22 protein-coding genes, 2 tRNA genes and 1 pseudogene are annotated in these 25681 nt (G+C 62.1%); 18 read left to right on the top strand and 7 right to left on the bottom strand.

What is annotated here, in order from left to right; all coding sequences use genetic code 11:
- Nucleotides 1–123 precede the first annotated feature (123 nt).
- Entirely contained in the window at nucleotides 124–2856 is a 2733-nt protein-coding gene (secA, locus tag J5289_RS18040) for a preprotein translocase subunit SecA (RefSeq protein ID WP_142824811.1), read from the bottom strand.
- Nucleotides 2857–3101: 245 nt separating this feature from the next.
- On the opposite strand from secA, the gene J5289_RS18035 reads away from it, so the two are divergent.
- The 6 genes and pseudogenes from J5289_RS18035 to J5289_RS18010 all read left to right on the top strand — a co-directional run bounded on the left by J5289_RS18035 (nucleotide 3102) and on the right by J5289_RS18010 (nucleotide 7466).
- A complete protein-coding gene (locus J5289_RS18035) occupies nucleotides 3102–4022 on the top strand; it encodes a peptidylprolyl isomerase (RefSeq protein ID WP_209185058.1) in 921 nt (306 codons plus the stop codon).
- A gap of 310 nt (nucleotides 4023–4332) precedes the next feature.
- Nucleotides 4333–5574 (top strand): bifunctional glutamate N-acetyltransferase/amino-acid acetyltransferase ArgJ, encoded by a 1242-nt coding sequence (gene argJ / locus J5289_RS18030; protein ID WP_209185057.1) that lies wholly within the window; start codon nucleotides 4333–4335, stop codon nucleotides 5572–5574.
- A pseudogene (locus J5289_RS18025) lies at nucleotides 5543–6357 on the top strand (GNAT family N-acetyltransferase). Before argJ ends, J5289_RS18025 begins: the two are co-directional and overlap by 32 nt.
- On the top strand, nucleotides 6354–6770 hold the full coding sequence (mutT, locus tag J5289_RS18020; RefSeq protein WP_209185055.1) for an 8-oxo-dGTP diphosphatase MutT: 417 nt from the start codon (nucleotides 6354–6356) through the stop codon (nucleotides 6768–6770). The pseudogene J5289_RS18025 and the gene mutT overlap by 4 nt, the downstream one beginning before the upstream one ends.
- A gap of 142 nt (nucleotides 6771–6912) precedes the next feature.
- Nucleotides 6913–7227 carry a hypothetical protein gene (locus tag J5289_RS18015; protein ID WP_142828803.1) on the top strand — a complete coding sequence of 105 codons (315 nt, stop codon included), beginning with the start codon at nucleotides 6913–6915 and terminating at the stop codon, nucleotides 7225–7227.
- A 71-nt stretch (nucleotides 7228–7298) separates the two neighbouring features.
- Nucleotides 7299–7466 carry a Flp family type IVb pilin gene (locus tag J5289_RS18010; protein WP_142824817.1) on the top strand — a complete coding sequence of 56 codons (168 nt, stop codon included), beginning with the start codon at nucleotides 7299–7301 and terminating at the stop codon, nucleotides 7464–7466.
- On the opposite strand, the gene J5289_RS18005 is transcribed toward J5289_RS18010, so the two are convergent.
- The gene (locus tag J5289_RS18005) at nucleotides 7467–8351 is read right to left on the bottom strand and encodes a class I SAM-dependent methyltransferase (protein ID WP_209185054.1); all 885 of its coding nucleotides are present in this window, start codon (nucleotides 8349–8351) and stop codon (nucleotides 7467–7469) included.
- Between the two features lie 102 nt (nucleotides 8352–8453).
- Here J5289_RS18005 and J5289_RS18000 point away from each other — a divergent pair, with 102 nt between their 5' ends.
- From J5289_RS18000 to J5289_RS17985, 4 genes are read left to right on the top strand one after another with little or no spacing between them, the layout of a single operon-like run.
- Entirely contained in the window at nucleotides 8454–9230 is a 777-nt protein-coding gene (locus J5289_RS18000) for a ComF family protein (protein WP_247749213.1), read from the top strand.
- A 29-nt stretch (nucleotides 9231–9259) separates the two neighbouring features.
- The gene (gene grxC, locus J5289_RS17995; RefSeq protein WP_209185052.1) at nucleotides 9260–9517 is read left to right on the top strand and encodes a glutaredoxin 3; all 258 of its coding nucleotides are present in this window, start codon (nucleotides 9260–9262) and stop codon (nucleotides 9515–9517) included.
- Between the two features lie 9 nt (nucleotides 9518–9526).
- Nucleotides 9527–10384 (top strand): carbon-nitrogen hydrolase family protein, encoded by an 858-nt coding sequence (locus J5289_RS17990; protein WP_209207522.1) that lies wholly within the window; start codon nucleotides 9527–9529, stop codon nucleotides 10382–10384.
- Nucleotides 10381–10809 (top strand): DUF1178 family protein, encoded by a 429-nt coding sequence (locus J5289_RS17985; protein ID WP_209185050.1) that lies wholly within the window; start codon nucleotides 10381–10383, stop codon nucleotides 10807–10809. The genes J5289_RS17990 and J5289_RS17985 overlap by 4 nt, the downstream gene beginning before the upstream one ends.
- Before the next feature lie 88 nt (nucleotides 10810–10897).
- On the opposite strand, the gene ubiG is transcribed toward J5289_RS17985, so the two are convergent.
- Nucleotides 10898–11659 carry a bifunctional 2-polyprenyl-6-hydroxyphenol methylase/3-demethylubiquinol 3-O-methyltransferase UbiG gene (gene ubiG / locus J5289_RS17980; RefSeq protein ID WP_209185049.1) on the bottom strand — a complete coding sequence of 254 codons (762 nt, stop codon included), beginning with the start codon at nucleotides 11657–11659 and terminating at the stop codon, nucleotides 10898–10900.
- A 1156-nt stretch (nucleotides 11660–12815) separates the two neighbouring features.
- Between ubiG and J5289_RS17975 the strand changes: the two genes are divergently transcribed.
- Both J5289_RS17975 and J5289_RS17970 read left to right on the top strand, forming a co-directional pair.
- Complete coding sequence (locus J5289_RS17975) at nucleotides 12816–13412, top strand: HAD-IA family hydrolase (protein ID WP_209185048.1); 597 nt, start codon at nucleotides 12816–12818, stop codon at nucleotides 13410–13412.
- A 45-nt stretch (nucleotides 13413–13457) separates the two neighbouring features.
- Nucleotides 13458–13988: a nucleoside kinase gene (locus J5289_RS17970; RefSeq protein WP_209185047.1), complete on the top strand. Its 531-nt coding sequence runs from the start codon at nucleotides 13458–13460 to the stop codon at nucleotides 13986–13988.
- A gap of 68 nt (nucleotides 13989–14056) precedes the next feature.
- On the opposite strand, the gene J5289_RS17965 is transcribed toward J5289_RS17970, so the two are convergent.
- The 3 genes from J5289_RS17965 to J5289_RS17955 all read right to left on the bottom strand — a co-directional run bounded on the left by J5289_RS17965 (nucleotide 14057) and on the right by J5289_RS17955 (nucleotide 15736).
- Nucleotides 14057–14130, bottom strand: a tRNA-OTHER gene (locus J5289_RS17965).
- 83 nt (nucleotides 14131–14213) lie between these two features.
- Nucleotides 14214–14286: transfer RNA gene (locus J5289_RS17960), tRNA-Thr, on the bottom strand.
- Nucleotides 14287–14404: 118 nt separating this feature from the next.
- Complete coding sequence (locus tag J5289_RS17955; RefSeq protein WP_209185046.1) at nucleotides 14405–15736, bottom strand: MFS transporter; 1332 nt, start codon at nucleotides 15734–15736, stop codon at nucleotides 14405–14407.
- A 366-nt stretch (nucleotides 15737–16102) separates the two neighbouring features.
- Between J5289_RS17955 and J5289_RS17950 the strand changes: the two genes are divergently transcribed.
- Nucleotides 16103–17029: an alpha/beta hydrolase gene (locus J5289_RS17950; protein WP_209185045.1), complete on the top strand. Its 927-nt coding sequence runs from the start codon at nucleotides 16103–16105 to the stop codon at nucleotides 17027–17029.
- 20 nt (nucleotides 17030–17049) lie between these two features.
- Here J5289_RS17950 and J5289_RS17945 read toward each other — a convergent pair whose 3' ends face one another.
- The gene (locus tag J5289_RS17945; RefSeq protein ID WP_209185044.1) at nucleotides 17050–18111 is read right to left on the bottom strand and encodes a sensor domain-containing diguanylate cyclase; all 1062 of its coding nucleotides are present in this window, start codon (nucleotides 18109–18111) and stop codon (nucleotides 17050–17052) included.
- Nucleotides 18112–18416: 305 nt separating this feature from the next.
- On the opposite strand from J5289_RS17945, the gene J5289_RS17940 reads away from it, so the two are divergent.
- From J5289_RS17940 to J5289_RS17920, 5 genes are all read left to right on the top strand, one after another.
- Nucleotides 18417–19670, top strand: coding sequence for an aspartate kinase (locus tag J5289_RS17940; protein WP_142824828.1), 1254 nt, complete (start codon nucleotides 18417–18419; stop codon nucleotides 19668–19670).
- 87 nt (nucleotides 19671–19757) lie between these two features.
- The gene (ptsP, locus tag J5289_RS17935; RefSeq protein ID WP_209185043.1) at nucleotides 19758–22025 is read left to right on the top strand and encodes a phosphoenolpyruvate--protein phosphotransferase; all 2268 of its coding nucleotides are present in this window, start codon (nucleotides 19758–19760) and stop codon (nucleotides 22023–22025) included.
- Nucleotides 22026–22415: 390 nt separating this feature from the next.
- A complete protein-coding gene (gene prfA, locus J5289_RS17930; protein ID WP_209185042.1) occupies nucleotides 22416–23495 on the top strand; it encodes a peptide chain release factor 1 in 1080 nt (359 codons plus the stop codon).
- Nucleotides 23492–24364 carry a peptide chain release factor N(5)-glutamine methyltransferase gene (gene prmC, locus J5289_RS17925; RefSeq protein WP_209207523.1) on the top strand — a complete coding sequence of 291 codons (873 nt, stop codon included), beginning with the start codon at nucleotides 23492–23494 and terminating at the stop codon, nucleotides 24362–24364. Before prfA ends, prmC begins: the two co-directional genes overlap by 4 nt.
- A 341-nt stretch (nucleotides 24365–24705) precedes the next feature.
- Complete coding sequence (locus J5289_RS17920; RefSeq protein ID WP_142824832.1) at nucleotides 24706–25578, top strand: DUF4167 domain-containing protein; 873 nt, start codon at nucleotides 24706–24708, stop codon at nucleotides 25576–25578.
- The last annotated feature ends 103 nt before the right edge of the window (nucleotides 25579–25681 follow it).

Raw genomic sequence — 25681 nt, 5'->3', positions numbered from 1 at the left:
GTGCAACAGGCCGACGTTTTCCCCAATTGCGTTGGTTTGGATGGGGCGAAAGCAAGGAAAGGTTGTGGCAAGAATTGAAACTGCCTCGATATGAAAATGCCGCCCGTGGGCGGCATTCCGGTGTCAGACGATGGTCGCCTCGTCCGACTGCGATTCGAAGGCGCCGTGGCAATGCTTGTACTTGCGCCCGGAGCCGCAAGGGCAGAGCTCGTTGCGGCCAACGCGGCCCCAAGTGGCAGGGTTGTCCGGATCGCGGTTTTCAGGCGGCACGACAACGTCTGTCGGCGGCTGCAGGCGGGCAAATTCGTCTTCTCCCGTCGTCGCGTCGATGTGATGGGCTTCCATCAGCATCGGTTCCGGCTCGCGTGGCTGCTGTACAAGCTCGACGCGCGACAGCTGTGCCGTGACTGCCTGGCGCAGGTTGTTGAGAAGCGACTGGAAAAGCTCGAACGATTCCGACTTGTATTCCTGCAGCGGGTCGCGCTGGGCATATCCGCGGAATCCGACGACCGAGCGCAGGTGGTCGAGATTGACGATATGCTCGCGCCACAGGCCATCCAGCGTCTGCAGGATGATCGAGCGTTCCACGTAGTGCATGATCTCGGGGCCGAAGCGCTCCGCCTTTTCGGCAGCAGCCTTGTCGGCGATCTCGATCAGGCGTTCGCGGATGTCGTCCTCGCCGATACCTTCTTCCTTGGCCCATTCCTCGACGGGCAGGTCCAGATCGAGCAGGTTGGCAATCTCGACCTTCAGGCCGGCCATGTCCCACTGCTCGGCATAAGCGCGCTCGGGGATGTGCTTGGCAACCAGCTCCTCGATGGCCTCGTGGCGCATGTCGGCGATGGTTTCGGAGATATTCGTCGCTTCCATCAGTTCGACGCGCTGTTCGAAGATCACCTTGCGCTGATCGTTGAGCACGTCGTCATACTTCAGGAGGTTCTTGCGGATGTCGAAGTTGCGGGCTTCGACCTTCTTCTGGGCGCGTTCCAGGGCCTTGTTGATCCAGGGGTGGACAATCGCCTCTCCCTCTTTCAGGCCGAGCTTCTGCAGCATGCCGTCCATCCGGTCGGAGCCGAAGATGCGCATCAGGTCGTCCTGGAGCGACAGGTAGAACTTCGAGCGGCCCGGGTCGCCCTGGCGGCCAGAGCGGCCGCGCAGCTGGTTGTCGATGCGACGGCTTTCGTGGCGTTCGGTAGCGATGACGTAGAGGCCGCCGGCGTCGATGGCCTTCTGCTTCAGGACCTTGATCTCCTCGGCGATGGCCTGGATGGCGGCGTCCTTTTCGGGGCCGGGCTCCATGTCGCCAAGCTCGCGCTCGACGCGCATCTCGAGGTTGCCGCCGAGCTGGATGTCGGTGCCGCGGCCAGCCATGTTGGTAGCGATCGTCACGCCGCCGGGAACGCCGGCCTGGGCGACGATATAGGCTTCCTGTTCATGGTAACGGGCGTTGAGGATGTGGAACTGGGTGAAGCCCTGGCTGCGCATCCGCTCGGCCAGCAGCTCCGACTTCTCGATCGACGTCGTGCCGACCAGCACCGGCTGGCCGCGCTTGTGCGCCTCGATGATATCGGCGGTGATGGCGTTGAACTTTTCCTCGAACGTCCGGTAGACCTCGTCGTCCTGGTCGATGCGCTTGATCGGCAGGTTGGTCGGGACTTCGATGACTTCGAGGTTGTAGATGTTGCCGAATTCCTCGGCTTCCGTCTGCGCCGTACCGGTCATGCCGGCGAGCTTGTCGTACATGCGGAAATAGTTCTGGAAGGTGATCTGCGCCAGCGTCTGGTTTTCAGGCTGGATCTTGACCCGTTCCTTGGCTTCGAGCGCCTGGTGCTGGCCGTCCGAATAGCGGCGGCCCGGCATCATGCGGCCGGTGAATTCGTCGATGATGACAACTTCGTCGTTGCGGACGATGTAGTCCTTGTCGCGGCTGAACAGCTTGTAGGCTTTCAGCGCATTGTTGATGTGGTGGACGATCGCCACGTTTTCGATGTCGTAAAGCGCATTGCCCTTCAGCAGGCCGGCTTCGCGAAGGAGATTTTCGAGCTTCTCTGTGCCGACTTCGGAGAAATTGGCCGAGCGCTGCTTCTCGTCGATTTCGTAGTCTTCTTCGGAGAGCTGCGGAATGAAGGCGTCGATGGTGGTGTAGAGGTCCGAGCGGTCGTCGAGCGGTCCGGAGATGATCAGCGGGGTGCGCGCTTCATCAACCAGAATCGAGTCGACTTCGTCGACGATGGCGTAATAATGTTCGCGCTGGACCATCTGGGCGCGCTCGTACTTCATGTTGTCGCGCAGATAGTCGAAGCCGAGCTCATTGTTGGTGGCGTAGGTGATGTCGCAGGCGTAAGCTTCCTTGCGTTCCTCATCCGACATGCCGTGAACGATCACGCCGGTGGTGAGGCCGAGGAAGCTGTAGAGCCGCGCCATGGTCGCGCTATCGCGCTGGGCGAGGTAGTCGTTGACGGTGACGACATGCACGCCCTTGCCGAGCAACGCATTCAGATAGACCGGCAACGTGCCGACGAGCGTCTTGCCTTCGCCCGTCTTCATCTCGGCGATGGCGTTGGAATGCAGGATCATGCCGCCGATCAGCTGGACGTCGAACGGGCGCATGCCGAGCACGCGGCGCGATGCTTCGCGGGCAACGGCGAATGCCGGAACGAGGAGATCATCGAGCGTCTTGCCATTTGCGAGTTGTTGGCGGAACTCCACCGTCTTGGCGGCAAGCTCTTCGTCGGACAGCTTGCGCATGCCCTCTTCGAGCGCGTTGATCGCCGCAACATTTGGCGTGAACACGCGGACACGCCGCTCGTTCGACGAGCCAAACAACTTTCGGGCAATTCCACCAAAGCTGACCATATGACTGGCCCTTTCTGAATTTACATCCCGCCGTTTCTGCAATCGCCGTCCCAAAAAAATCGGCCGATTGACCCGAAACGGCCGGAAACTGTTCTGGACGCAAGGTTGCGTGACAGATAAGAGGGGGGTCGATTGATGTCAACGGGATTGGCCGATACACAAAGGCCACATTCTGATGGTGAAGGCTACTTTCAGGCCGGATTCGCGCATGCTGAAGCCGGTGGGAACTTCAAAAGGGTAATTTCATGTCGCGATACCATAAACTTGCTGCAGCTGTCGCCTTTGCTGCGATCGTTGCTTTCCAGGCCCCGGCCTTTGCTGCAGACGCCGTCGTTGCCAAGGTAGGCGACCTCGAGATCCACCAGTCCGAACTCGACCTTGCCATCTCCAACCTCGACCCGCAGCTGGCCCAGTTGCCAGACGACCAGAAGAAGGTCGCCGCACTTTCGGCCGCCATCGACGTCAAGCTGCTGGCCAAGGATGCGCTTGCCGAGAAGCTGCAGGACACTCCTGACTTCAAGACCCGCATGGCCTATCTCCAGGACCGCGAACTGCATAATGCCTACTTCAAGAAGCACGTCGTCGACGTCGTGACGGATGCCGAAGTCAAGGCGCGCTACGACAAGGAAGTCGCTGCCCTGCCGAAGCAGGAAGAAGTGCACGCCCGCCACATCCTGGTGAAGACCGAGGACGAGGCCAAGGAAGTCATCAAGGAACTCGACGCCGGTAAGGATTTCGCTGAAGTGGCGAAGGAAAAGTCGACCGATCCGAACAAGTCGGACGGCGGCGATCTTGGCTATTTCCAGCGCGGCCGCATGGTCAAGGAATTTGACGACGCAGCCTTCTCGATGCCGGTCGGCACCTATTCGAAGACACCTGTGAAGACCGATTTCGGCTATCACGTCATCAAGGTTGAAGACAAGCGCGATGCGCCTCCTCCGCCCTTCGACCAGGTGAAGGACCAGGTCAAGCAGCTGGTCATGCGTGACAAGTATCTCGAACTGCTGAAGACTGCCAAGGCAGCTTCCAAGGTCGAGATCTCCGATCCGGCGCTGGCCAAGGCCTATGCCGATGCGGACAAGCAGCAGCAGCAGCCGGATGCGGCACCTGCCACTCCCGACGCACCTGCAGCTGATGCGCCGGCCGCTGACGCGCCCAAGCAGTAAGACACATACATTGCGATCAGGGCCCGGTTCATCCGGGCCCTGATTTTTGATGAAAGAGCGAAGCCGTGCTAACCTTCGTTCAAAGGGTGATTGTGACGGGAGTTCTCATTCCCTCACCCTCGCCCTCGTGGCGGGGATCCAGTGCGTTCACGTCCGTGAACGCAGAAGACTCCTTTCACCGCGCAGACGCGCGATGGCTGGATTCCTGTGACAAGCACAGGAATGAGGGGTGTTTCGGGCGGGACGCAGTGCAGCTCTCGATCCATATGGCCCCGGTAATTCCGGGTCTTCCATTCTAAAAAGGTGCACCATGTCCGGTTCCGTATCCCCGCTTGCCCCGACAACCTTTGCCACGCTGCCGGCGCTGCGCGGCCTGCGCATGGCGACTGCCTCCGCCGGCATAAAGTACAAGAACCGCACCGATGTGCTGATGATGGTGTTCGATGCACCGGCCGCTGTTGCCGGCGTCTTCACCAAGTCGAAGTGCCCGTCTGCTCCCGTCGATTTCTGCCGTAAAAATCTCTCGCACGGCACCGCCCGCGCGGTGGTGGTCAATTCCGGCAACGCCAATGCCTTCACCGGCGTCAAGGGCCGCCAGGCGACGGAGCTGACCGCGAAATCGGCCGCATCCGCCGTCGGCTGCAGCGAAAACGAGGTCTATCTGGCCTCGACCGGCGTCATCGGCGAACCGCTGGACGCCACGAAATTTGCCGGCGTGCTGGACCAGATGCAGTCCGATGCCAAGGGCGATTTCTGGTTCGAAGCCGCCAAGGCGATCATGACCACCGATACCTATCCGAAGGTCGCTACCCGGAGCGCCGAGATCGACGGCATCGCGGTCACGATCAACGGAATCGCCAAGGGCGCCGGGATGATCGCACCCGACATGGCGACGATGCTGTCCTTCCTCGTCACCGATGCAGATATCGCGCCGGTGGCGCTGCAGGCACTGCTGTCAGATGGCGTCGGCCCGACCTTCAATTCGATGACCGTCGACAGCGATACGTCGACCTCCGATACGCTGATGCTGTTTGCGACCGGCGCCACTGCGGCCGACGGCCAGAAGCGGGTCGAGACCGCCAGCGATCCGCGGCTCGTCTCTTTCCGCACGGCACTGAATGCGCTGCTCAAGGACCTCGCGCTGCAAGTCGTGCGGGACGGCGAGGGTGCAACCAAGATGCTCGAAATCACCGTGACCGGTGCCGAGAGCGATGCCGCTGCCAAGACCATTGCGCTGTCCATCGCCAACTCGCCACTGGTCAAGACCGCTGCGGCCGGCGAAGATGCCAACTGGGGCCGCATCGTCATGGCCGTCGGCAAGGCCGGCGAGATGGCAGACCGCGACAAGCTCGCCATCTGGTTCGGCGATGTCCGGGTTGCCGTCAACGGCGAGCGCGATGCCGGCTATTCGGAAGATGCGGCGACCGCAGTCATGAAGCGCCAGGATATTCCGGTCAAAGTCGAGCTCGGACTTGGGGAAGGCCGGGCCACGGTCTGGACCTGCGACCTCACCAAGGAATATGTTGCCATCAACGGCGACTACCGGAGCTGATAGCGTCTGATGCCCTTGCAATTCCTGTCCAATCCCCTGCCGCTGGTGCGCAGGCTCGAAGCCGTTGGCTTTCGGGCCTGGCCGGCGTCGTCTATCCAATACGACGGCAGCTGGCAGGTGCGACTGACGGCCGGGCATCCCTCGAAGCGACTGAACTCGATCGTGCCGCTCGACCCCTCCGACCATCGCGACGTCGAGATCCGGCTGGAAAAGGCTCAGCGCAAGTTCGAGGCCTATGGCCGCCCCCTGGTGGTGCGTGAAACGCCGCTGGCGCCACCGGTGTTGATGACGCTGTTGCGCGAGACAAACTGGGAGGCCTTCGAAGAGACGATCGTAATGACCTGCGATCTAGCGGATATCGTCCTCCCCGACACGCTCGACCATTTGCCGAGCCACGATGTCGGCCGCTATGTCGATGCCAGCCTCTCGGTCGACGGTTCCGATTCCGCGCTCAAGCCGGCGCTGGCCGAAGTCGTCAGTTCCATCAAACCGCCATCAGGCCTCTTCGTCATCGAGGATCCGGAGCTCGGGCCGGTGGCGACGACGCTTTGTGTGCAGGACAACGACCTCGCGGGCCTGATGTCGTTGTCGGTGGCACCGGCATTTCGTCGCAAGGGCTTCGGTATCGAGATCGTCGCCTCGGCGCTCCGCTGGGCCCGGACTCGCAGCGCAAAAACTGCCTGGCTGCAGGTCGCCGCCAGCAACGATGCCGCGCTGGCGCTCTATGACGGCATCGGATTTCGCGAGGCCTACCGTTACCGTTACTGGAGGCCGCAGTCGTGAGCGTCGCGGTCGGGCGCAAGATCCTGCTGGTGGCCGCATGCGCGCTGATCGATGCCGATGGCCGAATTCTCCTGGCGCAGCGTCCCGAGGGCAAGAGCCTTGCCGGGCTGTGGGAATTTCCGGGCGGCAAGGTCGAGCCGGGCGAGACGCCGGAAGAGTGTCTCATTCGTGAACTCGAGGAAGAGCTCGGCGTCACGACGCGCATTGCCTGCCTCGCGCCGTTAACCTTTGCCAGCCACACCTACGACAGTTTTCACCTGCTGATGCCGCTCTATGTCTGCCGCCGCTACGAAGGCACGCCCGAGGGCCGCGAGGGCCAGGGGCTGAAATGGGTTCGGCCGCAGGCCCTTCGCGATTATCCCATGCCTCCTGCAGATGAACCGCTGATCCCGTTTCTGCAAGACCTGCTGTGACAGGCCATTAATTTAGTGAATACTTCTTCACTTAAGATTTTATGATCATTTTGCCTGTGGATATTAAGAGATCGTTTAAGACCTTCTGGCAAAGATCGACCTCAATCAAGCGATGGGCATGGTCATAACGAGGCTTGACACAATGGACGACGATTTCTGGAAGGCCGTTCGCGAGAAAGAACAGGCAACTTCACAGTCTCGCAAGACCGGCGCACTGAATATTGCCCTGCTTTTCGGCACGGCGGCAGTTGCATTGTCGCTGATCCTGACGCCGATGCTGGCCGATAAGTCGAAATCGAGTGTGCTTGCGAGCGCGCCCGAATTCGATAACATCACCACGGGCTCCATTCCGAAGACGGAAAGCGGCAAGCGCTTTACGATCCGCCGCAGCGTGCTGCAGAACGAACCCGGTTCAGTCTGTGTCGTGCAGGGGTATGGCAGCGATAGCAACTGCTGAACAGCTTGCAGCCGATCTGTGCCGGGGGCATCGGGTTCGCTGATTTCGGTATAGATCAGAGGATATTTTCGATGCATGTGGTCCGGAAACTCATTGACGACAAGATCGGCGCGACAGCGATCGAATACGGCCTGATTGCCGGCCTTATCGCCGTTGCGCTGATCGTCAGCCTCGGTCTTCTCGGCAGCAATCTCTCGAACATGTTCAACTTCTTTGCCAACAAGGTCAGCACGCCGTAATCACGGCTTCAGGGTCTGCTCCTCGACCTTCAGCGCGTCGGCCAGCCGCGTCTTGGCGGAGCCCGGACGCAATGGCTTCTGCTGGCTTTCATGCGGCTTCCAGCCCGATGCATAGATGATCGAGAATGTCGCCCGAATCCGTCCGTCGGCATCGGCGAAGCGCTCGGCATATAATTCCGCGGCACGCAGGAAGAAGCTGCGTCCGACCGGTCGGCGGCTGCGGTCGACCAGCGGGTTGCCCATGCCCATGGCGCGCAGGTCCTGCATCAGCGGAAACAGCGAGGCGTATCGCACCGTATAGCTTTCGGCATCGACGACCGGCAGCGCAAAGCCCGCCCGCTGCAACAGCCCCCCGACATCGCGCACATCGGGGAAGGGGATGACGCGCGGACTGGCGCCGCCGAACATCTCGATCTCGGTCGCCAGCAATACCTCGCGCAATTCCTGCAGCGTGCCGTTGCCGGGTATCGCTGCCAGGAACAGCCCGTCCGGCTGCAATGCGCGATGCACCTGGATGAAAACGCCCGGCGTGTCGTTGGTGAGGTGCAGCCCCAGCGGCGAGAGCACGAGATTGACGGAGGCCGGAACCAGCGGCAGCTGTTCGGGCGGCGCGACGACGATGGTCTCACCGGCGACGGCCGGCCGTTCGTCAGTCTCGATGCGCGTCATATGGCCGATCTTGCCGGACGCCATCGCCAGACGTGCCGCGATGCCGGTCGCGCCGTGCATCTCCACCGCCTCCTCGAAACGGCGTTCCACCAGCGACAATCGCTCGGCCAGTTCGTTGGCGGCGATGTCGAGCAGGAAGGCGGCCTTGGCGTCGCCCTTTGCCAGCGCGCGGCGGCGGTTGGCGGAGATGAGCTCCTGGTCGAATACGATATCCATACGTTATTCCTGCACTCCATGTCCTGTTGCGGCACCAGAGCCTGCCGCACTTTCCTTTCGCAATGGCGCGAGGAACGGGCTATTGTCAATCATATGGGGCATATGGGGACAAGCCGACCGGAAATCACCGCTGCGCTCATCGGACGCGGGCTGCTGCGGCCGTGGTTTATGCTGGCCGATCTGCTCTATCCGCCCGGCTGTGCTGCCTGTGGCGCCTCGACCGGCAGCCATCGCAGCCTTTGCCCGCGCTGCTGGTCGACGATCCGTTTCGTCGAGCGGCCCTATTGCGAGGTGATGGGTAGCCCGTTTACCCACGATCTCGGCGCCGGCATCCTCAGCGCCGAGGCGATTGCCGATCCTCCGCCGTTCGACCGGCTGCGCTCGGCAGCGATCCATGACGGGGTGGTGCGCGATCTCGTCCACGGCCTCAAATATCGCGACCGCATCGACCTTGCGCGGATGATGGCCGAATGGATGCTGCGCGCCAGCGACGGTGCGGTTGCCGGTTGCGATGCGCTGATCCCGGTGCCGCTCCACCGCACCCGTCTGTTTTCGCGTAAGTTCAACCAGGCAGCCGAACTTGCCCGTCATCTGGCGTCACTCTCCGGCAAGCCGCTGCTGCCGGCGACGCTTGTCCGGATCAAGCGGACCAGCCAGCAGGTCGGGCTTGGTGCCCGGGCCCGGCAAGACAATGTCCGGGGCGCCTTTGCAATCGCACGCCACCGCGACAACGATGTCTTCGGCCGGCGCATCGTGCTCATCGACGACGTCTACACGACGGGAGCGACCGTCGCGGCGGCGACGCGGGTGCTGAAAAAGGCGGGCGCCGCCGATGTCACCGTCTTGACCTTTGCGCGGGCGCTCGCCATGCCTATATGACAGGAAAGCTGTTCAAACCCGGAGTGACCATGGCATCCGTCGTTATTTACACGCGTGAGTTCTGCGGCTACTGCGCCAAGGCAAAATCGCTGCTTGGGGCCAAGGGCGTCGCCTTTGTCGAGCACAATGCCACCTATTCGCCCGAGATGCGCGAGGAAATGATCGCCAAATCGAACGGCGGCACGACCTTTCCGCAAATCTTCATCGACGGCCTGCATGTCGGAGGCTGCGACGACCTGCACGCGCTCGACAGGGCGGGCAAGCTCGATCCGCTTCTTGCCGCCTGAGGATAAATCATGAGCTTCAAGGCCGCCGCTATCCAGATGTGCTCGGGCACCGACCCGGAGAAGAACGTCGCCGATATGGTGCGCCTGGTGCGCGACGCCGCGTCGAGTGGTGCGGTCTATATCCAGACGCCTGAAATGACCGGTGCCATCCAGCGCGACCGACCCGGCCTGAGGGCTATCCTGCGCAACGAGGCCGATGATCTCGTCGTTGCCGCAGCGTCGCGGATAGCGGCGGAACTCGGCATCCACCTGCACATCGGCTCGACGGCCATCTCGCTGGACGATGGAAAGATCGCCAATCGCGGTTTCCTGTTCGGTCCGGATGGCAGCCTGGTGACGCGCTACGACAAGATCCACATGTTCGACGTCGATCTCGACAATGGCGAAAGCTGGCGCGAGAGTGCCGTCTATCGTCCAGGCTCCGAGGCTCGGGTGGTGTCGCTGCCGTTTGCAAAACTCGGCTTCTCGATCTGCTACGATGTCCGCTTTCCCGAGCTTTTCCGCAGCCAGGCCGTTGCCGGCGCCGAAGTGATGAGCATTCCTGCCGCCTTTACCCGCCAGACTGGCGAGGCTCACTGGGAAATCCTCCTGAGGGCACGGGCCATCGAGAACGGCATGTTCGTCATCGCCGCAGCCCAGGCCGGCGTCCATCAGGACGGCCGCGAGACATATGGCCATTCGATGATCGTCGATCCCTGGGGAAAGGTTCTGGCCTCTGCCGGCGGCAGCGGCGAGGCCGTGCTGGTGGCTGATATCGACGTTGCCGCAGTCAAGGCTGCCCGCGAAAAGATCCCCAATCTGAAAAACGGCCGTGCGTTTACGCTGGAGACGATCGAGGCCGCAACGGCCGGGGGTGTCGCTGCGTGATCCGCTATTCGCTCAGCTGCGACCACGGCCACGAGTTCGAGGGCTGGTTTTCGCAAAGCGCCGACTTCGAGCGACAGGTCGAAAGCGGGTTGCTGAGCTGCCCGACCTGCGGATCCTCGGCCATCGGCAAGATGCTGATGGCACCGTCCGTTTCGACGGCCCGGACCCGGGAAGCGCTGACGACGCTGGCGATGGACACGGCCCGCAAGCAGGCAATCGCCACGCTGAAGGACGCCGTTGCCGCCATCAAGGCGAATTCGGAAGATGTCGGGCCCAAGTTTCCGGAGGAGGCCCGCAAGATCCATTACGGAGAGGCCGACGCCCGTGGCATCATCGGCCAGGCAACGCCTGCCGAAGCACGCTCGCTGATCGAGGAAGGCATCGAGATCGCCCCGCTTCCGACATTGCCGGACGACGCCAACTGACGCTGTCCTTTCCGCCGACCCATCGACCGGTCTAATAACCCCGCGCCTCCCGCGCAGCATGAAATGCCATAGGATGACGCGTCGCGGCTCAGGCCGGCCGTTTTGCCACCATCATGTAATTCACGTCCATGTCCTTCGACAGGTTCCACTGGTTCTGCAGCGGCGAGAAGAACACGCCGGTGCGGGCGGTGAAGATCAGGCCATTGGCGATCAGCGGCTTTTCCACTTCTTCCGGTCGTACCAGCTTTTCATATTGATGGGTGCCGCGCGGCAGCCAGCGCAGAACGTTTTCGGCGGCAAAGATGGCAAGAGCAGCGGCCTTCATCGTGCGGTTGATGGTGGCGACGAACATCATGCCGCCGGGCCGCACCATCTTCGCGCAGGTCGACAGGAAGAACTCAACGTCGGAAACGTGCTCGACGACCTCCATGTTGAGGATGATGTCGAAAGTCTCGCCGGCCTCAGCCAGTTGTTCGGCGGTGACCGGGCGATAGTCGACCTCGACGCCCGACTGGCGGGCATGGGTGGAGGCGATGCCGATGTTCTTTTCGGACGGATCTGCGCCCACCACTTCGGCGCCCATGCGGGCCATGGGTTCGGAAAGAAGCCCGCCGCCACAGCCGATATCGAGCACGCGCAGGCCTTCCAGCGGGCGGGCGCTGCGTGGGTCGCGGCCAAAATTCTCGGCGGCGCGGTCGCGGATGTAGGCGAGCCGGACGGGATTGAATTTGTGCAGTGGCTTGAACTTGCCGGTCGGGCTCCACCATTCCGCCGCCATTGCCGAAAAGCGGTCGACTTCGCTCTGGTCGATGGTGGTCTTTGCCGTGGTGTTCTGAGCCGCTTCGGTCATCGTCGGGTTCCTTGTCCTGTCTCAGTGAAGTCGGACGATCGGTGCTGGAAGTCAAGGGCGAGAGGTCTTCGTTTGCACGCGGGAGACGACCACGCCGGCCGCCCCGCGTCATTCGACCGCAGCAGGATCGTCTCTCTGCCCCTGTCCGCAGGCTTGCCTTGTCGCGCCGTCACATGTCCCCGTTCACGCGGCCTGTTCGGTCCGTATCATGACAATTCTGATGGCCGGGGCACATCGTGTGCCTGATGATTTTTTAGTGAAGTGACACGCGATGTGCCCCGTTCGACAGTTTTTATCCGCAACTCCGGATCCTCTGTTTCCGACCCAGGTCCCTTTGAGGGGAAAAGCTGCCGGAGTTATGCCACACAGGCACGCCGAGCCTAGGGGCCCGAAGGGATCCACTTTCTGCGGACCCTTGAAGACGTGCCTGCGTAGACGGCAACCCCTCCAAGACCCGACCCCACCTCGCCGGCAACGCAGACCGGTGTATCCAATGGCGGAACGGGGTGATTATAGATCGGGATGAAAGCACGGGGATGAAAATATGATGCCGGCATTGTTTCCAAACGGAAATCCCAACGGTTTACCCCATGAGGTGCTGCGGGGATGAGGGAACCAGAGAGGAGAGAGCGTGTGTGGATGGTGTGAGTCTGAGGTCAGCGAGAAGGTCAAAAGCGACCCCAACTTCCCTCATTCCTGTGCTCGTCACAGGAATCCAGCCGCCCAAGTCCTTGGGCGATAAATACTTTCCTCGCCAACAGAAAGTCCTCCCACGTCGCAGACGCGCCGTGACTGGATTCCTGTGACAGGCACAGGAATGAGGGTTTTGGGGGCGTCCCAGGCGAGGTTTGACCTTAGAGGGTGTGGCAGTAAGTAACAGGTTTTTCAATGTGAAGGTTGCCGTAATCTGGTTGCGTTTGCAATCTTGATTACTTTACCACTTGCCTCCTTCCGGAAGACGGCCGCTACCGAGGTCTCGGTGGGTGCTCGGCAGAAGGGGGATTTTGAGTGGTGCGGAAAAGGCGCTGCTGACAGGGGCGCCCACCCCAATATGCGCCTTTGTCGAACGGCCTTCTCCTCGCGCCATGCGCTGCAATGAAGCCGTCACAGTCTTGTGGAAAATACCCTGTGCAGGCTTGGCGAAAGGCATCACGCAATGCGGACTATCATGCTGGATGTCGATGGAGTGTTGGTGTGCGGTCGTCCGGGGGATGGCGCGCAGTGGTGGACTGACCTCGGTGCCGACCTCGGGATTTCGCGCGATGCGTTGCGAAGCGCGTTTTTTGTGCCGCGCTGGCAGGATATCGTCAGCAGGCGCAAGCCTCTGGTGCCGGAGCTTGCCGAAGTTCTGGCCGAGATCGCGCCCGATGTCAGCGTCGATGCTTTTATCGACTACTGGTTCGCCAACGACTCGCGGATCGACAGCGCGGTGCTCGATGCTGTTTCGGAGATCAGATGTCGCGGCGATCGTGTCTATCTCGCGACAAACCAGGAGCATATGCGCGCCGCATACCTGATGGAAGACATGGGGCTCCGGGAGAAAGTCGATGGCATTTTCTACTCCGCATCGCTTGGGTACCAGAAGCCGAGCCCCGAATTCTACTCCCTCGTCACGCAAGCCACTTCTGTCGCTCCGGAAAGTATCGTCCTGATCGATGACACCGAGGAAAATGTGCAGGCCGCGCGTGCCTCCGGTTGGAACGCCGTTCACTGGCAAAAGGGTATGAGCATTGCCGGCGCGCTGGCGCTATGAGCGAATTGCCAAGCCGGTGCACGGCGACTACCGCAGGAGAACCGGATGGGCGTGAAAAATTATCTGATCGAGGGCGTTTCCGGTACCGGCAAGACGTCGGTTGCCACGGAGTTGGAGCGGCGCGGCTATCACACCGTCCACGGCGACCGTGAATTGGCCTATAAAGGCGATCCACAGACCGGCGAGCCACTCGATATGACAACGTATGGAGGGCCAGTGGATGTTGCCTTCGGACACCGCCACCATGTCTGGGATGTCGGCAAAGTCAAACATCTGATCGCCGATCTAAGCCACCCCATCACCTTCTTCTGTGGCGGCTCGAGGAATTTCCATCAATTTATCGATCTGTTCGACGGGGTCTTTGTTCTCGATGTCGATAGAGCCACGCTAGAAAGGCGGCTGGCGAGCAGACCCGCGGACGAGTTCGGTGGCAAGCCGGCGGAACGGAGACTTGTCATGCAAATGCATGCGACAAAGGAAGACATTCCATACAATACGCACAATGCGACGCCGATCGATGCCACCGCGCCGCTGTCGGCCCTTGTTGACGTCATTCTCGCCCACTGCGGGGAATAGGGGTATCGCTAGACACGCTGAGGGCGGGAAAACGGGTGCAGGCGGTGGTGATCGGCCATGCGCTCATATGGAGGCCTCGCCTGGATTCGAACCAAGCTGTGGGGAATTCACTCCCCTTGCGTCTCCACTCCGCCACGAGGCCATGGGATGATCTGTAGTTGTATTTCGTTAAATCGAAGTAAATTTAGTCGTGCAGCCGCCGGACAGCCGGGTGATTGTGGCGGGAGCCCCTGCCGAGGACTTGAACCTGGGTCTTCTGCAAACGAGGCAGCTGCTCTACCGTTGAGCTACGAGGGGCATGCCCCGTGTTGTTGCCCGTCCGAGCGGCAGTTGCAACTCTATAGTTAAATAAGGGTTAACGCGTCGTCGTAGCCCTCCCCGTCGCGGTCTATTGGCTGCGACGGGGAGGGCGGGTTTCAGGTTGCGGCGGGGTCCCTGAGGGTCTTGCCGAGGGAGAAAGCGACGATAGCCGAGACCAGCATGAAGCCCCCGACGATGAACATCGGCATCTCGTAGAGGCCTGTCGCATCCTTGACGGCGCCGGTGATGTAGGGCGCTGCAAAGCCGGCTATGTTGCCGACCGTGTTGATGAGCGCAATGCCTGCCGCAGCGCCGGCGCCGGTCAGGAACCTTGTCGGCAGCGACCAGAAGTTCGGCAGGGCTGCAAAGATCGCACAGGCGGTCACGGTGACGACGAGGACCGTCGTCTCGGGCGATGACATCAGCAGTGCCAGCGGGATGCTGATGGCGCCGACCAGCGCCGGAATGCCGACATGCCAGAGACGGACGCCACGCTTGCTTGCATCCCGGCTCCAGAAGTAGAGCGCGAAGGCGGCAGGCAGATAGGGGATGGCTATTATCATGCCCTTTTCGAAGACATCGAATTTGGTGCCGAACTTGGCCTCGAAGCCGCCAATGATCGTCGGCAGGAAGAAGGCAAGCGCATAGAGACCGTAGATCAGGCCGAAATAGATAATCGAGAGGAGCCAGACGCGGCCGTCCTTCAGCGCCTGCAGCGTCATGTGGCGGCGTCCCGTCACCTTCTCCGACTCTTCTTTTGCCAGCGCACTGTTGAGCCAGGACTTTTCCGCCGGGGTGAGCCACTTGGCGCCCACGGGGGTGTCCGGCAGGTAGAACCAGGTGATGATGCCGACGACGATGGCCGGGATGGACACGCCGAGGAACATCACCCGCCAGCCCTCGAGGCCGAAGACTCCATGGGCCTGGATAAGGGCGGAGGCCAGTGGCGCGCCGATCACGGTGGTCAGCGGCTGTGCGAGATAGAAGAGTGCCAGGATCTTGGCGCGGTGGCGGCCGGGCACCCAGGTGCTGAGATAGAGGATGGCCCCCGGAAAGAAGCCGGCTTCTGCGACGCCGAGGAAGAAGCGCAGGGCGTAGAGCCCGTTGATGCTGCTGACCCAGGTGAACAGCATGGCGACGATGCCCCAGGTGACCATGATGCGCGACAGCCAACGGCGTGCGCCGTACTGGTGAAGCGCCAGGTTGCTCGGAATCTCGAGCACGATGTAGCCGAAGAAGAAAATGCCGGCGGCAAAGCCGAACTGGGCGGCCGTCATGCCGAGATCCTGGGTCATGCCGTTCGGCCCGGCAAACGAGATGGCCGTCCGGTCAAGGAAATTGATGAAGAACATCAGCGCGATAAACGGCACGATGCGGAACGAGATCTTCCGGATCGTCGATGCCTCCACCTGCTGTTCGGCGCTCTGTGAATGTGTCGTGGCGTCCATGTCTTCCTCCCAAGACGAGTGCAGGGGCTGTCACCGCAGAGGGTCTGCCGCCTGTCCCGCGAAGCCCTCCCTCACGGAGATGGCTCCTGTTGATCTCATCCGATGCGGGCGACGGCGTGCGTTGTCTGTCTGCACGCTGCAAACAGGCTTTCCCCGCGCCGTGGTGCCGCATTTCCTCCCGTTTAAGTCGCCGGAACCTGTCAAATTGAGCTGACGTCGTCAACTGGTATGATGACATGATCATCATTATTTGCAGTTTTACGTCACCGGATGGCTTGCGGACGGCACTTTGAGGCTGTTCTGCCTCAGTTTTGCCCTTACCTTGCCGCACCTGTCTGAACGCCACTCCAATGGGAAATTACCGTCATGATCGATCGCAGAACATTGCTTATGGCCGGCGGCGCGGCCCTGCTGCTCGCGGCATCGCGGCAGGCAAGCGCGGCCAATGCGGTCATCCCGCTCTGGCCAGCAGGAGCCCCGGGCGGGCGTGGTCCGAAAGGGCCGGTCGAGACCAACGCCAAGGGCGCCGTCAGCAATATCGCCACGCCATCCATCGAGGTCTTCCGCCCGGCCAAGCCCAACGGCGCGGCCATGCTGGTGGCGGCGGGCGGCGGCTACAAGCGGATCGAGATGGAAAGCGAGGCGCATCCGGCAGCGCTTTGGCTGAACGATCGCGGCATCACCGCCTTCGTGCTGTCCTACCGGCTGCCGTCGGAGGGCTGGCGGGAAGGTCCCCGGGCACCGCTTCAGGATGCACAGCGCGCCCTGCGGCTGATCCGGGCGAGAAGCGTCGAATACGACGTTCATCCCGATCGCATCGGCGTGCTCGGTTTTTCATCCGGCGGCCATCTGATGGGACTGGCGTCGGCGCGCTCGGCCTACCGGTCGTATCGCGCCGTCGACGAGGCCGACAAGCAATCGGCGCGGCCGAATGCTGCAGCGCTGATCTATCCGATCATCACGCTCGAGCCGCCCTACGACCACACCTCGACAAAGACCGTGCTGATCGGCCGGCATCCGAATGACGAGGAAAGCGCCGAATGGTCGGTGCAGCCGCATGTGCGGTCCCATTGCCCGTCGATGTTCCTCGTCCAGGCGGAGGACGATACTGTTTCCGATCCGCACAACACGCTGATCATGGCTGCTGCCTGCAAGAGCGCCGGTGTGCCTGTCGATATGCACCGCCTCGCGACCGGCGGCCACGGCTTCGGCATGGGCAAGGCCGGTACGCCATCCGCCGCCTGGCCGGCCTGGTATGAAGCCTGGCTGCGCAAGGGCGGGTTCCTCGCCTAGCCTATCTGGTCTCGGCTGGTTCAGGCGGCGCTGCGCGGTGCGCAGAGCGTCTGGCGCTCTGATGGCTCGAAGATGCTGAAGGTGTTGCGGCCGGCGGCTTTGGCGGCATAGAGCGCCGTGTCGGCCCGCTGGAACAATTCGGACGGGCTGGACCCGTCGGCAAGTGCTACGCCGACGGAGGCGCCGATGTTCAGGAGGAGATCGCCGAGGATCATCGGCCGGCGGACAATCTGGACGATGTCGCTCGCGATATCGGTCACCGTCCCGCGTTCGGCGTCCTGCAGCAGCAGAACCGCAAACTCGTCGCCGCCGATGCGGGCAATCAGATGGGCACAATTGCAGACGGCGCGAAGCCGGTCAGCCGCCTCGATCAGGCAGGCGTCGCCAGTGGCATGGCCATAGGTATCGTTGACCGCCTTGAAGCCGTCGAGGTCGACCAGCAGCAACGCTGCCGGCGCCTTCGACCGGTCGTGTTCCTCGCATAGAGCAGCGAGACGCAGCTGGAATTGGGCGCGGTTGGCAAGCCCGGTCATCATGTCGAAATCGGCAAGGTGGCGGGTGCGCTCGAACAGCAGCTTGGCGTCCGTGATGTCCTGCTTGATGCCGAAGATGCGCACGGGCTCTTCGCCCTCGCATTCCACCGTGGCGGTGATGCGGATCCAGCGATGATTGCCTTTCTGCGTCACGATCTCCGCATCCATCGTGAAACCGCTGCGGGTCTCGATGGCAAGACGGCGCTTTTCCTGCAATTCCTTGGCGGATGCCTGGGTATAACAGGCAAGCGTTTCCGCACGGCCCGCCTGCAGGTCGCGCGGCAGGTCGAAAATGTCGTAGACCACATCCGTCCAGGTCAGGGTCTCGTCGGGCAGGCTGCATTGCCATATGCCGATGCGGGCAGCCTCGGCCGCGCGGTTGAAAATCCTGCGGCCACGGGCCAGCGCCTCGGCTTGCTCCGCGATGGTGGCTTCCTTTTCGCGCAGCTGCTGCTCCAGACGACGAACGGCTGGATTGCTGACGGAGACAAGCGATGCGCCGAGCGTCTTCAGGCGGTCGAGGAAACGCGGAGCGGGCGGGTTGGTCATCGTCGATTTCTGGCTTTGCGTGAAGCGGCTCACCTACACTCGCGCATAAGCTTTAAGACTTTGTTGCCGAGGTTGTCTAATTTAGAGCATCGTTTGGGACTGCCGCCGGCTTTCGCCGCCCTTCATATCGATGTCGCATGCCCATTGCACGCACCCTTCAAAGTCGGTATGAGACGGCCGAAATAGACGCTCCGTTTTCGGTGCACCGGCAGTATGAAAAGCCACCGCTTTTGCTGCTGCCCCGGGCGGAGCCTTGTCGTATGGCGGGTCTCAGTGACGAGGCGCGCCACTATGGGTAGAGGCTGATGGCACGCATCGTGATGAAATTCGGCGGGACCTCCGTCGCGGACATGGATCGTATTCGCGTCGTCGCCCGGCATGTGAAACGCGAGGTCGATGCCGGCCACGAAGTCGCCGTCGTCGTCTCGGCGATGTCGGGCAAGACCAACGAACTGGTCGGATGGACCCGCGATGCGTCGCCGATGCACGATGCGCGCGAATATGACGCCGTCGTGGCTTCCGGCGAGCAGGTGACCTCGGGGCTGGTGGCAATCGCGCTGCAGCACCTCGGCATCAATGCGCGTTCCTGGCAGGGCTGGCAGATCCCCATCAAGACCGACAACGCGCACGGCGCTGCCCGCATCCTCGAGATCAACGGCGACGAGATCATTCGTCGCATGGGCGAGGGACAGGTGGCCGTCGTTGCCGGCTTCCAGGGTCTCGGTCCCGACAATCGCATTTCGACACTCGGCCGTGGCGGTTCAGATACCTCGGCGGTGGCGATTGCTGCAGCCGTCAAGGCCGACCGCTGCGACATCTACACAGACGTTGACGGCGTCTATACGACCGACCCGCGCATCGTGCCGAAGGCGCGCCGCCTGAAAAAGATCGCCTTCGAGGAAATGCTCGAGATGGCGTCGCTTGGCGCCAAGGTGCTGCAGGTGCGTTCGGTCGAACTTGCCATGGTATTCAAGGTCCGCACCTTCGTGCGCTCGTCTTTCGAAGACCCCGATGCGCCGGGCATGGGCGACCTTCTGAACCCGCCCGGAACGCTGATTTGTGATGAGGAAGAGATCGTGGAACAGGAAGTCGTAACCGGCATCGCCTATGCCAAGGATGAAGCGCAGATTTCGCTCCGGCGGCTTTCCGACCGCCCCGGCGTGTCGGCTGCGATTTTCGGGCCGCTCGCTGAAAACCATATCAATGTCGACATGATCGTCCAGAACATCTCCGAGGACGGCTCGACCACGGATATGACCTTCACCGTGCCGTCCGGCGACGTCGACAAGGCGCTCGCCGTTCTCGGCGAACACAAGAGCCAGATCGGCTACGATGTCATCCAGAACGAATCGGGTCTGGTCAAGGTTTCGGTGATTGGCATCGGCATGCGTTCGCACGCAGGCGTTGCAGCGAGCGCTTTCCGGGCACTTGCTGAAAAAGGCATCAACATCAAGGCAATCACCACCTCGGAAATCAAGATTTCGATCCTGATCGACGGCCCCTATGCAGAACTTGCAGTCAGGACTTTGCATTCCTGCTACGGTCTGGATAAGAGTTGATTTGAAACTGCAGAGGGGCAGGGCGAAGCGCGAAATGCTTCGTGACACCCTTCGCAGCGTGGACATGATTTTCGGGAGCGTGACGCAATGAGAGACCTTTCCGGCGGTCCGCGCGTCCTGCTCAAGCGGCTGCGCGAGCTGATGGCGGAGCCGCTTGAACCGCAGGATCGCCTTGACCGGATCGTTCGCCAGATCGCCAGCAACATGGTGGCCGAGGTGTGCTCGGTCTACGTTCTGCGCGCCGACGGGGTGCTCGAGCTCTATGCCACCGAAGGTCTCAACAAGGATTCCGTCCATCTTGCGCAATTGAAGATGGGCCAGGGCCTCGTCGGCACCATCGCCGCCTCGGCGCAATCTCTCAATCTCTCCGACGCCCAGTCCCACCCGGCCTTCCGATATCTGCCGGAAACCGGAGAAGAGATCTACCACTCCTTCCTCGGCGTGCCGATCCTGCGGGCCGGCCGGTCGCTCGGCGTTCTCGTCGTGCAGAACAAGGCCAGCCGCACCTACCGCGACGAGGAACTGGAGGCGCTTGAGACGACGGCCATGGTGCTGGCCGAGATGATCGCTACCGGCGACCTCAAGAAGATCTCGAAGCCCGGCCTCGAACTCGACCTGACGCGCTCTGTCACCATCGACGGCGACAGCTACAATGAAGGCATCGGCCTCGGCTATGTCGTCCTGCACGAGCCGCGCGTCGTCGTCACCAACCTGCTCAACGAAGACACCGACCACGAAATCTCGCGCATGGCCGATGCCCTCGGCTCCTTGCGCATTTCCATTGATGACATGCTGTCGCGCCGCGACGTGTCGATGGAGGGCGAGCACCGTGAGGTCCTGGAAACCTATCGGATGTTTGCCCACGACCAGGGCTGGGTTCGCAAGCTCGAGGAGGCGATCCGCAACGGCCTGACGGCCGAGGCTGCGGTCGAGAAAGTGCAGAGCGACACGAAGGCTCGGATGATGCGGCTCACCGACCCGTACCTGCGCGACCGCATGCACGATTTCGAGGACCTCGCGAACCGGCTGCTGCGACAACTGACCGGCCATACCGGCCGCAACACGACGGATGGTTTTCCCAACGACGCAGTCATCTTCGCCCGCGCCATGGGGGCCGCCGAGCTGCTCGATTATCCGCGCGACAACATTCGCGGCCTGGTGCTGGAAGACAGCGCCATCACCAGCCATGTCGTGATCGTTGCCCGGGCCATGGGCATTCCGGTCGTCGGCCAGGCGGCCGGCGTCGTGGCGCTGGCGGAAAATGGCGATTCCGTCATCATCGACGGCGACGAGGGCCATGTGCACCTGCGGCCGATGGCCGATCACCTGAAGTCCTACGAAGAGAAGGTCAAGTTTCGCGCCCGCCGCCAGGAGCAGTTCCGGGCGCTGCGTGCCGTCGAGCCGGTGACGCGGGACGGCCAGCGTATCTCGTTGCTGATGAATGCAGGACTGCTGGTCGATCTTCCGCAATTGGCCGAATCCGGCGCCGAAGGCATCGGCCTGTTTCGCACCGAGCTGCAGTTCATGATCGCCTCGACCATGCCGAAGGCCGACGAGCAGGAAATGTTCTACCGCAATGTCCTGAAGCAGGCAGGCGACCACGTCGTCACCTTCCGTACGCTGGATATCGGCGGCGACAAGGTCGTGCCCTACTTCCGGGCGCATCAGGAAGAAAATCCGGCACTCGGCTGGCGCGCCATCCGGCTTTCGCTGGATAGGCCGGGCCTGTTGCGCACGCAGCTGCGCGCCATGCTGAAGGCTGCCGCCGACGGCGAACTGAAGATGATGGTGCCGATGGTCACGGAGGTTTCCGAGATCAAGGCGGTGCGCGAACTGCTGCAGAAGGAAGTGCATCATCTGTCGCGCTTCGGCCATGCGCTGCCGCGCAAGCTGCAGTTCGGCGCCATGCTCGAAGTACCGGCGCTGCTCTGGCAGCTCGACGAATTGATGGCAGCCGTCGATTTCGTCTCGGTCGGCTCCAACGACCTGTTCCAGTTTTCCATGGCGGTCGATCGCGGCAATGCCCGTGTGTCCGACCGGTTCGACACGCTCGGGCGGCCTTTCCTGCGCATCCTGCGGGATATCGTGCGCGCCGGCGAGCGCAACAAGACACCGGTGACGCTGTGTGGCGAGCTTGCCGGCAAGCCGATCTCGGCGATGGCGCTGATGGGCATCGGCTTCCGCTCGGTGTCGATGTCGCCAGCCTCGATCGGGCCGGTCAAGGCGATGCTGCTGGGTCTCGATGTCGGCGCGCTGGCGGCGGTCATGGAAGAGGCATTGGACGACCGCAACCCGACGCTCTCGGTGCGGGACATCCTTGCGCAGTTCGCATTGACCCATAATATTCCCCTTTAGCTGCTCTTGCGCAGTCTGTTGCTGACTGCGGTGGAAAGAGGTAAGAGGCGATCTGCCCGTCCTTTCAGGGTTGGGCCAGGCATGGGGAGCTAGGGTCCTGTTTCCCGCAGTCTGGTTCTCGCGCGGGTCTGGAAGGCGCGACGCTCTCCCCCTCATTCCTGTGCTTGTCACAGGAATCCAGCCACGGCGCGTCTGCGTCGTGAAAAGACTTGTCTCGGCAATCGGGAGGTCTTGCGCGCCCAGGACTGGGCGCACTGGATTCCTGTAACAAGCACAGAAATGAGGAAGGATCGGGGGCGAGGCGTGCAGTTCAACGGCTGGCCGCCAGATAATCGCCATGGATGACGGCGCCTGACATCAGGGCGCCTTGGAAAAATTCGGAGTTCGACTGTGGCTACACTACCTGTTGAAAAAATGCGTGAGCTGGAGCGCCGGTTCGGCGAGATCGAGGCGCGCATGTCCGAAGGCCCGGCGGCGGATGTCTACGTCAAGCTGGCGTCCGAATATTCCGAGTTGCAGCCCGTCGTCATGAAGATCCGCGACTACGAAAAAGCGACGGCGGAGCGGGCCGATCTCGAAGCGATGCTGGGCGACAAGACGGTGGACCGCGAGATGCGCGATCTGGCCGACATGGAACTGCCCGGGGTGCGCGAGCGTATAGAGACGCTGGAGACCGAGATCCAGATTCTGCTGCTGCCGAAGGACGCCGCCGACGAAAAGAGCGCCATCCTCGAAATCCGCGCCGGGACCGGTGGTTCCGAAGCGGCGCTGTTTGCCGGCGACCTGTTCCGCATGTACGAGCGCTTTGCCTCGGTGAACGGCTGGAAGGTCGAAATTCTTTCATCGAGCGATGGCGAAGCGGGCGGCTACAAGGAAGTGATCGCGACGATCACCGGCAAGGGCGTGTTCTCCAAGCTGAAGTTCGAGTCCGGGGTTCACCGGGTGCAGCGCGTGCCGGCTACCGAGGCCGGCGGCCGCATTCACACTTCTGCGGCCACGGTGGCGGTGCTTCCCGAGGCCGAAGAGGTGGATATCGAAGTGCGCGAGCAGGATATCCGCATCGACACGATGCGCTCGTCGGGCGCCGGCGGCCAGCACGTCAACACGACGGATTCGGCTGTTCGCATCACCCATCTGCCGTCTGGCATCGTCGTCACCAGTTCAGAAAAATCGCAGCACCAGAATCGCGCCAAGGCGATGCAGGTGCTTCGCTCCAGGCTCTACGACATGGAGCGCCAGCGGGTCGACAACGAGCGCTCGGCCGACCGCAAGAGCCAGGTCGGCTCCGGCGATCGCTCGGAGCGCATTCGCACCTATAATTTTCCGCAAGGGCGCATCACCGACCATCGCATCAACCTGACGCTCTACAAGCTCGACCGCATGATGGAAGGCGAGATCGACGATGTCGTCGATGCACTGCGTGCCGATCACCAGGCAAGCCAGCTTGCCCAGCTCGGGGATCGCATGTGAGCGACGCCGGCCAGACAATCGGCGCATTGCAGGCATCGGCGCGCAACCGGTTTGCGGAGGCGGGTCTCGACGATCCTGCCGCCGACGCCAAGGTGCTGGTATCCGGGCTGTTCGGGCTTACGTTCACCGAGATTGTCATCCGCTCCAACGAAACGGTGGATGCCGAAGGGGTCGCGCGTCTGGAGGACGCCATCGCGCGTCGTTTGCGCCATGAGCCGGTGCATCGCATTCTTGGCGAGAGGGAATTCTACGGCCTGCCGCTGCGCCTATCGCCAGCGACGCTGGAGCCCCGGGCGGACACCGAGATCCTGGTGGAAAGCATCCTGCCGCATCTGCGCAGACTGGTCGGCGTGCATGCGAGCATCGACATTCTCGACATGGGCACCGGCACCGGCGCCATCTGCCTCGCTCTGCTGCATGAATGTCGGGAGGCAAGGGGTTTGGGCAGCGACATCTCCGCCGACGCGCTAGTGACGGCCAGGGGAAATGCCGAACGGAATGGCCTTGCCGACCGGTTCCGCACCGCAGAGGGCAGCTGGTTCACGCCGATTTCGGGGCGGTTTCACGCAATCGTCTCAAATCCCCCTTATATCGTATCGGACGTGATGCAGACACTGGCTCCGGAGGTCAGGGATTTCGATCCGACGGCGGCGCTCGATGGCGGCCGGGATGGCCTCGATGCCTACCGGGCAATCGCTGCGGACGCTGCGCAATTTCTTCACGACGACGGCGTGCTCGGTCTCGAAATCGGTTATGACCAGCGCCCGACAGTCACCGCCTTGTTCGAGGGCTCGGGGTTCAGATTGATAGAGGCGGCGCGCGATTATGGTCACAACGACCGCGCCCTGATCTTCGCAAAAGGTATATAACACGCTGAAAATACAAGTCTTTCCTACTTTATTATGCTGTTAAAGAAAAGGACTTGGATTTAGCCGGGAAGCAATATAGGTTGCGCTCACGCGTTGGGCAGCCGGAAACGAATGGGAGATTCGTTCGGGTTCCGGTCAGCCTCAGGGGTCCGCTCTCTTGAAAGAGTGTTGAAGGTTGAACGTACCCGATGCGTGATTCAGTTAATCTGACGTAGTCGAGCGGCAGACGGGGGTTAGACCCGATCTGCTTGCGGCACGCAGGCCCTGGCTCGGTTTGTCCGGCCATGGCGGCAGGGTGCCGCGCGCAATTATCACAACAAGAGAATTCAGGTGAAGGATCTATGAGGCCAGGACAGCAGAACAAGCGCGGTCGAGGGCGTGGCAACAACGGCGGCGGCAGCGGCGGCGGAAACCCCAGCAGCGGCAGCAGCAGCAATAACAGCCAGAACAACAACTTCAATCGGAAGGGATCGAACCCCCTGACGCGGACTTACGATAGTTCCGGTCCCGATGTGAAGATCCGCGGTACCGCCCAGCACATCGCCGAGAAATACTCGACACTGGCTCGCGATTCCCACTCTTCCGGCGACCGCGTCATGGCGGAAAACTATCTTCAGCACGCTGAGCACTATTACCGCATCATCGCCGCCGCACAGGCGCAGATGCAGGAACGCTTCCAGCGCGAAGACAGGCAGGATTTCAATGATCGCGACGGCAACGAGCGCGACATGGACGACATGGACGGCAACGAGATGGACGATCAGCCAATGATCGCGCCTTCGATGCAGAGCCGCAATGCGCCGCAGCAGTCGATGCCGCAGCAGCCGGCCCACGGTCCCGTCGCCAGCCAGCAGCCGAGCCCGGCACCGCAGCCGGCTCCGGTCCAGCAGGATGCAACGCCGGGCGAGGGCGATCAGCCCCAGCCGCAGGCCGAAGCCCAGCGGGCGCCACGCCAGCCACGCACACCGCGCGTCTACACGCCACGTACGCCGGCCGCAGCTCCCGCTCCCGTCAACGACGGTACCGGCCCTCAGCCCGAAATCGTCGGAACGCCAGCGGAAGTTGCCATCGAGGAAGCCCAGGGCACCGAGGAGCCGCGCCAGCCGCGTCGTCGCGCTGCCGGCCGTCCGCGCCGCCCGCGCCTCACCGATAGCGATGCTCCCGGCGAAGGTGGCAACGACGCCCCGAACCTTGCGGATGTCGGCTCCGAATAGGCATTTTCGCCACTTCGCGCATGGAATTGATACACATCAAGATACCCCGGTTCATCCGGGGTATTTTCGTTTTCAGCACCCTTTAAACAGCGTAATTTCCCAC

Source organism: Rhizobium sp. B230/85 (genome assembly GCF_019355735.1).
GTDB lineage: Bacteria > Pseudomonadota > Alphaproteobacteria > Rhizobiales > Rhizobiaceae > Rhizobium > Rhizobium rhododendri.
The sequence above is the reverse complement of the archived record's forward strand: the minus strand, read 5'-3'. Positions and strand labels throughout refer to the sequence as shown.

Bases quoted from the DNA above. Each gene is read 5' to 3' on its own strand.
- J5289_RS17940 (WP_142824828.1), top strand. From the start codon at position 18,417: ATGGCACGCATCGTGATGAAATTCGGCGGGACCTCCGTCGCGGACATG.
- J5289_RS17975 (WP_209185048.1), top strand. From the start codon at position 12,816: ATGCGGACTATCATGCTGGATGTCGATGGAGTGTTGGTGTGCGGTCGT.
- secA (WP_142824811.1), bottom strand. From the start codon at position 2,856: ATGGTCAGCTTTGGTGGAATTGCCCGAAAGTTGTTTGGCTCGTCGAAC.
- J5289_RS17920 (WP_142824832.1), top strand. From the start codon at position 24,706: ATGAGGCCAGGACAGCAGAACAAGCGCGGTCGAGGGCGTGGCAACAAC.
- J5289_RS18010 (WP_142824817.1), top strand. From the start codon at position 7,299: ATGCATGTGGTCCGGAAACTCATTGACGACAAGATCGGCGCGACAGCG.
- J5289_RS17990 (WP_209207522.1), top strand. From the start codon at position 9,527: ATGAGCTTCAAGGCCGCCGCTATCCAGATGTGCTCGGGCACCGACCCG.
- J5289_RS17950 (WP_209185045.1), top strand. From the start codon at position 16,103: ATGATCGATCGCAGAACATTGCTTATGGCCGGCGGCGCGGCCCTGCTG.
- J5289_RS18000 (WP_247749213.1), top strand. From the start codon at position 8,454: ATGGGGACAAGCCGACCGGAAATCACCGCTGCGCTCATCGGACGCGGG.
- grxC (WP_209185052.1), top strand. From the start codon at position 9,260: ATGGCATCCGTCGTTATTTACACGCGTGAGTTCTGCGGCTACTGCGCC.
- J5289_RS17945 (WP_209185044.1), bottom strand. From the start codon at position 18,111: ATGACCAACCCGCCCGCTCCGCGTTTCCTCGACCGCCTGAAGACGCTC.
- J5289_RS17970 (WP_209185047.1), top strand. From the start codon at position 13,458: ATGGGCGTGAAAAATTATCTGATCGAGGGCGTTTCCGGTACCGGCAAG.
- J5289_RS18005 (WP_209185054.1), bottom strand. From the start codon at position 8,351: ATGGATATCGTATTCGACCAGGAGCTCATCTCCGCCAACCGCCGCCGC.
- J5289_RS18015 (WP_142828803.1), top strand. From the start codon at position 6,913: ATGGACGACGATTTCTGGAAGGCCGTTCGCGAGAAAGAACAGGCAACT.
- ptsP (WP_209185043.1), top strand. From the start codon at position 19,758: ATGAGAGACCTTTCCGGCGGTCCGCGCGTCCTGCTCAAGCGGCTGCGC.
- ubiG (WP_209185049.1), bottom strand. From the start codon at position 11,659: ATGACCGAAGCGGCTCAGAACACCACGGCAAAGACCACCATCGACCAG.
- argJ (WP_209185057.1), top strand. From the start codon at position 4,333: ATGTCCGGTTCCGTATCCCCGCTTGCCCCGACAACCTTTGCCACGCTG.
- J5289_RS18035 (WP_209185058.1), top strand. From the start codon at position 3,102: ATGTCGCGATACCATAAACTTGCTGCAGCTGTCGCCTTTGCTGCGATC.
- J5289_RS17955 (WP_209185046.1), bottom strand. From the start codon at position 15,736: ATGGACGCCACGACACATTCACAGAGCGCCGAACAGCAGGTGGAGGCA.